The sequence below is a fragment of the Micrococcus sp. HSID17227 genome, from assembly GCF_003989405.1.
Taxonomy (GTDB): domain Bacteria; phylum Actinomycetota; class Actinomycetes; order Actinomycetales; family Micrococcaceae; genus Micrococcus; species Micrococcus luteus.
This window is the reverse complement of the sequence record NZ_RBLN01000081.1, coordinates 1-8,693: the sequence shown is the minus strand read 5'-3', so window position 1 is coordinate 8,693 and position 8,693 is coordinate 1. Positions and strand designations below refer to the sequence as shown.

At 73.5% G+C, this 8,693-nt stretch carries 7 protein-coding genes; 3 read left to right on the top strand and 4 right to left on the bottom strand.

The genetic code is table 11. The features are described 5' to 3' along the window. The 4 genes from D8M29_RS06020 to D8M29_RS06005 form a co-directional block, all read right to left on the bottom strand. The coding region (locus D8M29_RS06020) for a CoA transferase (RefSeq protein ID WP_148111531.1) at positions 1 to 528 on the bottom strand (528 nt) is incomplete at its 3' end. Further along, positions 525 to 2,702, bottom strand: coding sequence for a 3-hydroxyacyl-CoA dehydrogenase NAD-binding domain-containing protein (locus D8M29_RS06015; protein WP_078025626.1), 2,178 nt, complete (start codon positions 2,700 to 2,702; stop codon positions 525 to 527). The genes D8M29_RS06020 and D8M29_RS06015, both read right to left, overlap by 4 nt. Before the next feature lie 46 nt (positions 2,703 to 2,748). Continuing rightward, positions 2,749 to 3,963 (bottom strand): acetyl-CoA C-acetyltransferase, encoded by a 1,215-nt coding sequence (locus D8M29_RS06010; protein WP_036336657.1) that lies wholly within the window; start codon positions 3,961 to 3,963, stop codon positions 2,749 to 2,751. 45 nt (positions 3,964 to 4,008) lie between these two features. After that, positions 4,009 to 5,691 (bottom strand): long-chain-fatty-acid--CoA ligase, encoded by a 1,683-nt coding sequence (locus D8M29_RS06005; RefSeq protein ID WP_127435173.1) that lies wholly within the window; start codon positions 5,689 to 5,691, stop codon positions 4,009 to 4,011. A gap of 218 nt (positions 5,692 to 5,909) precedes the next feature. On the opposite strand from D8M29_RS06005, the gene D8M29_RS06000 reads away from it, so the two are divergent. From D8M29_RS06000 to D8M29_RS05990, 3 genes are all read left to right on the top strand, one after another. Continuing rightward, complete coding sequence (locus D8M29_RS06000; protein WP_127435174.1) at positions 5,910 to 6,515, top strand: TetR/AcrR family transcriptional regulator; 606 nt, start codon at positions 5,910 to 5,912, stop codon at positions 6,513 to 6,515. A 268-nt stretch (positions 6,516 to 6,783) separates the two neighbouring features. After that, on the top strand, positions 6,784 to 7,350 hold the full coding sequence (locus tag D8M29_RS05995) for a DinB family protein (RefSeq protein WP_127435175.1): 567 nt from the start codon (positions 6,784 to 6,786) through the stop codon (positions 7,348 to 7,350). A 93-nt stretch (positions 7,351 to 7,443) separates the two neighbouring features. Then, positions 7,444 to 8,693, top strand: a 1,250-nt coding sequence (locus D8M29_RS05990) for an HAD-IC family P-type ATPase (protein ID WP_148111530.1), incomplete at its 3' end; no start/stop codon positions are given.

Below are 8,693 nucleotides of genomic sequence, written 5' to 3'. Positions count from 1 at the left end.
GTCCCCGTCCGCGCCGCGGGCCCACAGCAGGGCCAGCGCGGCGGAGACGGCCCGCTCGGCACCGTGCAGATCCGCCGCGAGGATCCGCGGTGGAGCCCCCGGCGCCAGGAGGCCCGCCGCGGCCTGGTAGTTGATGTCATGGCCTGGCACGTCCGTGCGGTCCCCGTCGTATCCGGTGATGTCCACCTGGCAGATCCGCCGGTGGCGGGCGCGGACGGCGTCGGCGTCCAGGCCCAGCCGGCGCAGCGCCCCGGAGCGGTGGGAGGTGAGGAACACGTCCGCCTCGGCCAGGATCTGCTCCATCTCGGCGGCCCCGGCCTGGGACTTCATGTCCACGGTGCGCACCGACTGCCCGCGGTGCAGCTCCTCGTAGAGGGCCGGCACCAGGGTGGCCACGGGGTCCCCGCTGGGCGGGAGCACCGTGACGACGTCGGCGCCCAGCTCCTGCAGGCGGGCCGCGGCGACGGGCCCGGGCAGGTTCAGCGCGATGGTCACCACGCGCACCCCGGCCAGCGGTGCGGCGCTCATCGGCCCGGCCCCTCGCCTCGCTCGGCCCGCTGCCGGAGGGTGTCGCCGGGACGGAACCGCTCGCCGTAGCGGTCGGCCAGCTCGTCGGCGCGGGCCACGAACGCGGCCGGTCCGCCCTCGCGGTGCGTCATGAACGTCACGGGCCCACCGGTGTGCGGCGGGAAGCCGATGCCGAACACGCCGCCGAGGTTCGCCGAGGGGGCGTCGGTGAGGACGCCGTCGTCGAAGCAGCGGGCCGTCTCGATGGCCATGCGGTAGAGCAGGCGGTCCTGCAGGTCCTGCTCGGGCACGTCCGCCCCGGTGGCGAAGTGCTCGGCCAGGCCCGGCCAGAGGTGCTTGGGGCCCTCCTCCGGGTACTCGTAGAAGCCGGCGCCCTGAGCGCGGCCCGGGCGGCCGAACTCGTCCACCATGCGCTCCACCACGCGCTCGCCCGGACGCACCGGACGCTCACCGCCGGCCTCGGCGACGGCCTTCTCCTCCTCGCGGCGGATGTGCTGGATCAGGGTCAGGGAGACCTCGTCCATCATGGCCAGCGGGGAGGCCGGGAAGCCGGCGTGGCGGGCCGCCCGCTCGATCCGCTGCGCGTCCACGCCCTCCTCCACGAGGGCCGCGGCCTCGAGCACGAGCGTGCCGTAGACGCGGGAGGTGTAGAAGCCGCGCCCGTCGTTGACCAGGATGGGCAGCTTGCGGATCTGCTGCACCAGGTCGTAGGCACGCTCCACCGTGCGCTGGGAGGTCTGCTCACCACGGATGATCTCCACGAGCTTCATCCGGTCCACCGGGGAGAAGAAGTGCAGGCCGATGAAGTCCTGGGAGCGCTCCCGCGGGCCCTGCAGCAGGGTGATCGGCAGCGTGGAGGTGTTGCTGCACAGCAGGGTGTCCGGGCCGACCACCTTCTCCACCTCGGCGAACACCGAGTCCTTGAGCTCGACGTCCTCGAACACGGCCTCGATCACCGCGTCCACGTGCGCGAGGTCCTGATAGTCCTCGGTGGGCTGCACGCGGGCCAGGACGGCGTCGGCGTCCTCACGGCTCATGCGCCCCTTCGCCACGCGCCCCTCGAGGAGGGCACCCACCCGCTCACGGCCGCGCTCGGCGGCCTCCAGGCTGACGTCCTTGAGCATCACGTCCACGCCGTTGAGCGCGAGCGCGTGGGCGATGCCCACGCCCATCATCCCGGCGCCCAGCACCGCCGCCGTGGTGATCGTGCTGCGCTCGCGGGAGGGACCGCCCAGGGCCGCGCCGGAGCGCAGCGCCTGCATGTCCGAGTGGAACGCCTGGATCATGGCGGAGGAGGTGTGGCCCGTCACGAGGGACACGAAGTACCGGGTCTCGATGCGCGAGGCGGTGTCGAAGTCCACCTGCGAGCCCTCCACCGCGGCGCTGAGGATCGCCTTCGGGGCGGGCAGGTCCGCGCCGTGGAGCTGCCGGCGCAGGGTGGCGGCGAACGCGGGCAGGCGGGAGGCGAAGGAGGCCTGGGCGGGGGTGCCGCCGGGGATCCTGAAGCCCTTGACGTCCCAGGGCTTCGCGGCGGCGTCGGCGTCGTCGCGGTGCTCCAGGATCCAGCGCTTGGCGGCGGGCACCAGGTCCGCGGGGTCGGTCACGACCTCGTCGATGATCCCCTTCTCCATCGCGGCCCGGGCGTCGCGGGCGGTGCCCTGCAGCAGCCACTCCATCAGGGCGCGCTCCACGCCCACCATGCGCACCAGGCGGGTGATGCCGCCGCCTCCGGGCAGCAGGCCCAGGGTGACCTCCGGGAGGCCGACCTTCAGCCCCGGGTCGTCCACGGCGATGCGCCGGTGGCAGGCCAGGGCGATCTCCAGGCCGCCGCCGAGCGCCGTGCCGTTGATCGCGGCGACCACGGGGCGGCCGAGGGTCTCGAGGCGGCGCAGCTGGCCCTTGACCCGCTGCGTCAGCGCGAACACGGACTCCACGTCCTCGGGGCCGGCCTGGGCCAGGGAGTCCAGGTCGCCGCCGGCGAAGAAGGTCTTCTTCGCGCTGGTCAGGACGACGCCGGTCACCGTGTCCCGCTCCGCCTCCAGGCGGTCCACGACGGCGTCCATCGCGTCCTGGTACCGCTCGTTCATCGTGTTGACCCGCGCCTGCGGGTCGTCCATGGTCAGCGTGACGACGCCGTCGGCGTCCTGGTCCCAGGTGATCATGTGCTCACTCATGCCGGTGCTCTTCCTGCCGTGCTGGTCGGTCGGGTGGGTGGGGCGCTCAGACGCGCTCGACGATCGTGGCGACGCCCATGCCGGCGCCGATGCAGAGCGTGGCGATGCCGGTCCGCAGGTCGCGCCGCTCGAGTTCGTCCACGAGGGTGCCGAGGATCATGGCGCCGGTGGCCCCCAGGGGGTGGCCCATGGCGATCGCGCCGCCGTTGACGTTGGTCTGCTCCTCGGTCCAGCCCATCTCCTTCATCAGCAGCAGCGGCACGGCCGCGAACGCCTCGTTGATCTCCACGAGGTCGATGTCCGCGGCGGTCATGCCGGCCACCTCGAGGGCCTTGCGGCACGCCGGGGTGGGGCCGGTGAGCATGATGGTGGGCTCGGAGCCGACGACGGCGGCGGAGACGATCCGGGCCCGCGGACTCATCCCGGCCCGCCGGCCGGCCTCCTCGGAGCCGATCAGCGTCAGCGCGGCGCCGTCGACGATGCCCGAGGAGTTGCCGGGGTGGTGCAGGTGCTCGATCCCCGCCAGCGAGCTGTACTTCTCCAGCGCCACGGCGTCGAAGCCCGCCTCCCGGCCCAGCGCCTCGAAGGAGGGCTTGAGCGTGGCCAGGGTCTCCACGGACGAGTCGGGGCGGATGGTCTCGTCCCGGTCCAGCACGGTCATCCCGTTCATGTCCGTCACCGGGACCACGGAGCGGGCGAACCGGCCCTCCTGCCACGCCGCCGCAGCACGGCGGTGGCTCTGCGCGGCGAAGCGGTCCAGCTCTGCGCGGCTGAATCCCTCACGGGTGGCGATCAGGTCCGCGGAGACGCCCTGCGGGACGAAGTCGGTGGCCAGGGAGGTGGCCGGGTCCATGGCCCACGCGCCGCCGTCGGAGCCCATGGGCACGCGGGACATGGACTCCACGCCGCCGGCCACGAGCAGAGACTCCCAGCCGGAGCGGATGCGGGCGGCGGCCTGGTTCACGGCCTCGAGCCCGGAGGCGCAGAACCGGTTCAGCTGCACGCCGGCCACGGTCTGCGGCAGGCCCGCCTTGAGGGCGGCCACCCGGGGCAGGACCGCGCCCTGGTCGCCCACCGGGCTGACGCAGCCGAGGATCATGTCCTCGATGTCGGCGGGGTCGAGCCCCTCATGGCGGTCGCGCAGGGCGTGGGTCAGGCCGACGACGAGGTCGATCGGCTTGACCTCGTGGAGGGAGCCGGAGGGCTTGCCGGCACCGCGCGGTGTGCGGAGGGCGTCGTAGAGGAAGGCGTCCTGGGTCACGGGGTCTCCTGGGGTCGGGGTGGGTCTGGGGAGGGGGCGGGCCGGTCAGCGGCCGGAGGTGAGGGCGTCGGCGTAGTCGGCGCGCAGCTTGCGCTTGTTGACCTTCCCGACGCCGGTCCGATCGATCTCCGTCACGAAGCGGACCTCGTCGGGCAGCTGCCAGGTGGCGAAGCGCTCGGCGAGTGCGGCGAGGACGGCGTCCTGGTCGACGTCGGAGTCCTCGTCCCGCACCACGAGGGCCAGGGGGCGCTCCTCCCACTGGGGGTGGGGGACACCGATCACGGCGGCGTCGCGGACCCCGGGGACGGTCATGATGTGGTTCTCCAGGTCGATCGAGGAGATCCACTCGCCACCGGACTTGACCACGTCCTTCAGGCGGTCGGTGACCTTGAGGTAGCCCTCCGGGGAGAGGTAGCCCAGGTCCCCGGAGCGCCAGTAGCCCTCGTCGTCGAAGCCGGCCTCGGTGGCCTCGGCGTTGTCTGCGTAGGAGGTGGTCACCCAGGGCCCGCGCAGGCGGATCTCGCCCACGTTCTCCTCGCCGGGCGGCAGCAGCTCGCCCAGGGGGTCGGTGATCTTCACGTCCACCCCGACGACGACGAGGCCCTGGAACCGCTTGAGGTTCCACCGCTCATCCTCGGAGAGGGTGTCCATGAGGCTCGGCTTCATGCGGTTGAGGGAGACGATGGGCGAGGTCTCCGTGGCGCCGTAGGCGTGGATGACCTCCGCGCCGGTGAGCTCGTCGAAGCCGCGCATCATGGCCACGGGGGGCTCCGTCGCGCCGCACAGCAGGCGCACGCCGTCCATCCGTGGGGGCGTCTCGAGGGTGCGGAGGTGGTGGAGCATCGGCATGAGGATCGCGGGGGCTGCCGGGGCCACGGTGACGCCGTGGTCCACGAGGGTGGAGGTCAGCCACGGGGTGTCCGTGAGGTTGAACCGGCCCGGCAGCACCAGGCGCGCGCCCACGGCGACGGCGGCGAACGGCAGGCCCCAGCACTGCGCGTGGAACATGGGGGTCAGCAGCAGGGCGGTGTCCGCCATGGTCATGCCCAGGGTGGACACCACGGCGTGCGCGTGCAGCCAGGTGGCACGGTGCGAGTAGAAGACGCCCTTGGGGCGGCCGGTGGTGCCCGTGGTGTAGCAGGCGCCGGAGGCGGAGCGCTCGCTCACGTTCGGCAGGCCCCCTGTCTCGAGCGGCTCGTGCCCGTCGAGGAGGGCCTCGTAGGAGAGGACGTCGTCGCGACCGGCCCAGTCGGCGGGGAGCTCACCGTCGCCGGCCACGATCCAGCGGACGCCGTCGGGCAGGTGCGGTTCGAGCGCGGCGGCGAGCTCCAGGAGGGTCTCGTCCACGACGATCGTCCCCACCTGCGCGTGGGTGATCACGTAGGCCAGGTCCGTGGGCGCCAGGCGCAGATTGAGCTGCACCATGGTCGCGCCCAGCAGCGGGACGGAGAAGTAGGACTCGAGGTGGCGGACGTCGTTCCACAGCAGCAGGCCGACCCGGTCCCCCGGCCCGACGCCCTCGGCGCGCAGGGCCGCGGCCATGCGGCGCACCCGCTCCCACACGGCCGCGTAGGTGGTGGTCTGCCACCGGGAGCCGCCGCCGCGGGTGTGGATGATCTGCTGATCCCCGAAGGTCCGGGCGGCGTCCCGCAGGAGGCGAGTGGTGGTGAGCTGCTCGTCGTCGCCCATGGTGGACGGGGTGCCGAGGACGGTGTCGGTGGTCTGCATGGGTCCCCCTGGGAGGTGTGGTGGTCGCGGAGGCGGGCGGCAGTCGTCTGTGACATGCCTCACTGAGCTGATGTTGCACACTCAAGCACGATGTTGCACTAGCGTGCAAGAAGGGTGCGGGGGGCGTTTCGATCCCTGCCGTAGGGTTCAGCGAGCCCCCGCATCCTCATCTCCCGACCACGGGCCATCCCATCCGCCGACCCAGCCCCGAGGACCCGATGAACACCCCCCTGCCCTTCGATCAGGACGATCTCTCCTCCCCCGCGCGCCTGCGCCTGGCGGCCCTCGAGCTGTATGCCGAGCGGGGGGTCGAGATGGCCAGCGTCCGCGAGATAGCGCAACGGGCCGGCGTCGCCCCCGGGCTGGTGCGGCACCACTTCGGCAGCAAGGCGGGGCTGACCCGCGCCGTCGACGACGACGTGCTGCGCCTGATCGCCGCGACCCTCGACGAGGTCCCGCTCGTGGGCACCCCACAGGTGGTGTCCGCGGCCCGCGACGCGGCGTTCGCGGACCTGCTGGCCGACCGCCCGGTGGTGGGGGCCTACGTGCGCCGCTCGCTGCTGGAGGCCGGCGGGGAGACCGAGTCCCTGCTGGAGCGCCTCGTGGACCTGACCACGGAACAGACCGAGCGCCTGCGCCGGTCCGGCTTCGCCCCGCGGCGCAGCATGCCGACGTCCGTGTTCGGCACCGTCATCCGGCAGATGGGGCACCTGATGGTCGACCCGTCGGCGGACCGCATCTGGCGCCGGATCGCCGAGACCCAGGAGGGCGCCGCCGAACAGGCGAGCCCGCGGGTGCGGCTCGTGGTGGATCCGCCGCGGTGAGCAGGATCGCCGCCCACCGCGGCGGCGTCCGCGTACGCCTGCGCCGCCCAGTCCTCGCTGACCCCGACGAGCTCCTCCGGGTCCTCCTGGGTGGCCACGACGCCGGCCCGCCCGTTCCGGGAACGCCTGCGGTCGGTATGGGCGCACTTTTCAGGCTCAAAGTGACCGCACGCGTTCCAGGTCCGCGGGCGCCCACCCCGCCCCCGCCCCGCCCCCGCACGCGCCGTTTCCCGAACGAAAACGCGAGGTGGGGCGTAGCCTGGCCGCCATGACCACCGTGTTCTACGACGACCAGGGCCGCCCCGAGCCGCCCTTCGCCGCGGGCGAGGCCGCCACCCTGCTGGGCTTCCTCGACTTCCTGCGCGCCACGATCGAGTGGAAGACGGCGGACCTGGACACGGCCGCGCTGCACCGCCGGCTGCCGGGGCACCCGTCCGCGATGACGCTCGGCGGCCTGCTCAAGCACCTCGCGTTCGTCGAGTTCTGGTGGTTCGAGGCCGTCGCCCTCGGCGAGCCCACCTCGGCGCCCTGGGTGGGCGCGGACTTCGACGCGGACCCCGACTGGGACTGGCACAGCGCGGCGCAGGACTCCGCGGCGGACCTGCGCGCCCTCTGGCAGGGCCAGGTGAAGCGGTCCCGGCAGATCGTGGTGGACCTGCTCGCGGCGGACGGCGACGACGGCGCCGCGGCCCTGGCTCGCGCCCACCGGATCCGGGAGGGGCGGGACCCGGTCTCGCTGCGGTGGATCCTCGCCCACATGATCGAGGAGTACGGCCGCCACGCCGGCCACGCCGACCTGCTGCGCGAGGGGATCGACGGCCAGACCGGCGAGTGAGCCCGCCCCACCCGCAGTCCCGCCTGCGGTCGCACCCGGGTTCATCCCCACGTCGGATGCCCGGCCCCGCACCGGCTGGGTAGATTCTGTGCCATGGCCTCCCCCTCCCCTGCGTCCGCGCACCCGTCCGCCCCCGAGAGCGGGATGGGCCTGGGGTTCACCGGGGTGGAGGGGATCACCGGGCTCACCGCCGCCGAGGTCGCCGAGCGGGAGGCCGCGGGCCTGGTCAACGTCCAGTCGCGGGACACGTCCCGCTCGCTGGGGCAGATCCTGCGCGTGCACGTGTTCACGCTGTTCAACCTGGCGATCGCGCTGTGCGCCGTCGTCGTGATCCTGATGGGCCGCTGGCTGGACCTGCTGTTCTCGCTGGCGGCCGTGGCCAACGTGGTGATCGGCGTGGTCCAGGAGTACTCGGCCAAGCGGAAGCTGGACCGGATCGCGCTGCTGCACCAGGACGACGTCCTCGTCATCCGGGACGGGGCGCGCGTGCCCCTGCCGATGGCGCAGATCGTGCGGGACGACGTCGTGGTGCTGCGCCGCGGCGACCAGGTGCCCGTGGACGGCGAGGTCCTCGTCTCGGACGGCCTGGACATGGACGAGGCGCTGCTCACCGGGGAGAACGACCCCGTGCCCAAGACCCCCGGGGACGCCGTGCTCTCGGGCTCGGCCGTCGTGGCCGGCGCGGGCCTGGTGCGCGCGACGGCGGTGGGCTCGGCCTCGCACGCCGCCCGGCTCAGCGCCGAGGCCCGCCGCTACTCCGCCATCCACTCGGAGCTGCGCGGCGCCCTGGAGAAGGTGGCCCGCTGGCTGACGATCGCCCTGGTGCCGATCATCGCGGTGATCGTGCACGGCCAGATGACGGCCGTCGGCGGCTGGTCCCTCGCCCTCTCCCAGCCGCGCGAGGCCGCCCTGGAGCCCGCGCTGATCGCGTCCGTGGCGGCGGTGACCAGCATGATCCCGCAGGGCCTGGCGCTCATGACGACCATCGCGTTCGCCGTGTCCGCACTCAAGCTGGCCCAGCAGGAGGTCCTCATCCAGGAGCAGCCCGCCGTGGAGGTCCTGGCCCGCGTGGACACCGTCTGCCTGGACAAGACCGGCACCCTCACCGAGGGCGGCGTCCGGTTCGACCGGCTCACCGCGCCCGCCTCGGCGGACGCGTCCCCGAACGCCCACGACGACGGCACCCCGGCCGAGGTCGCCGACGGGGCTCGGGCCGTGCTCGCCTGGTTCGGCGCAGACCCGGACGTGAACCCCACCGCGGCGGCCCTGCGCGAGCCCTTCACGGCCGTCCCGGCCGTGGACCCCGCGGCCCAGGTGGCGTTCTCCTCCGCTCGCCGGTGGTC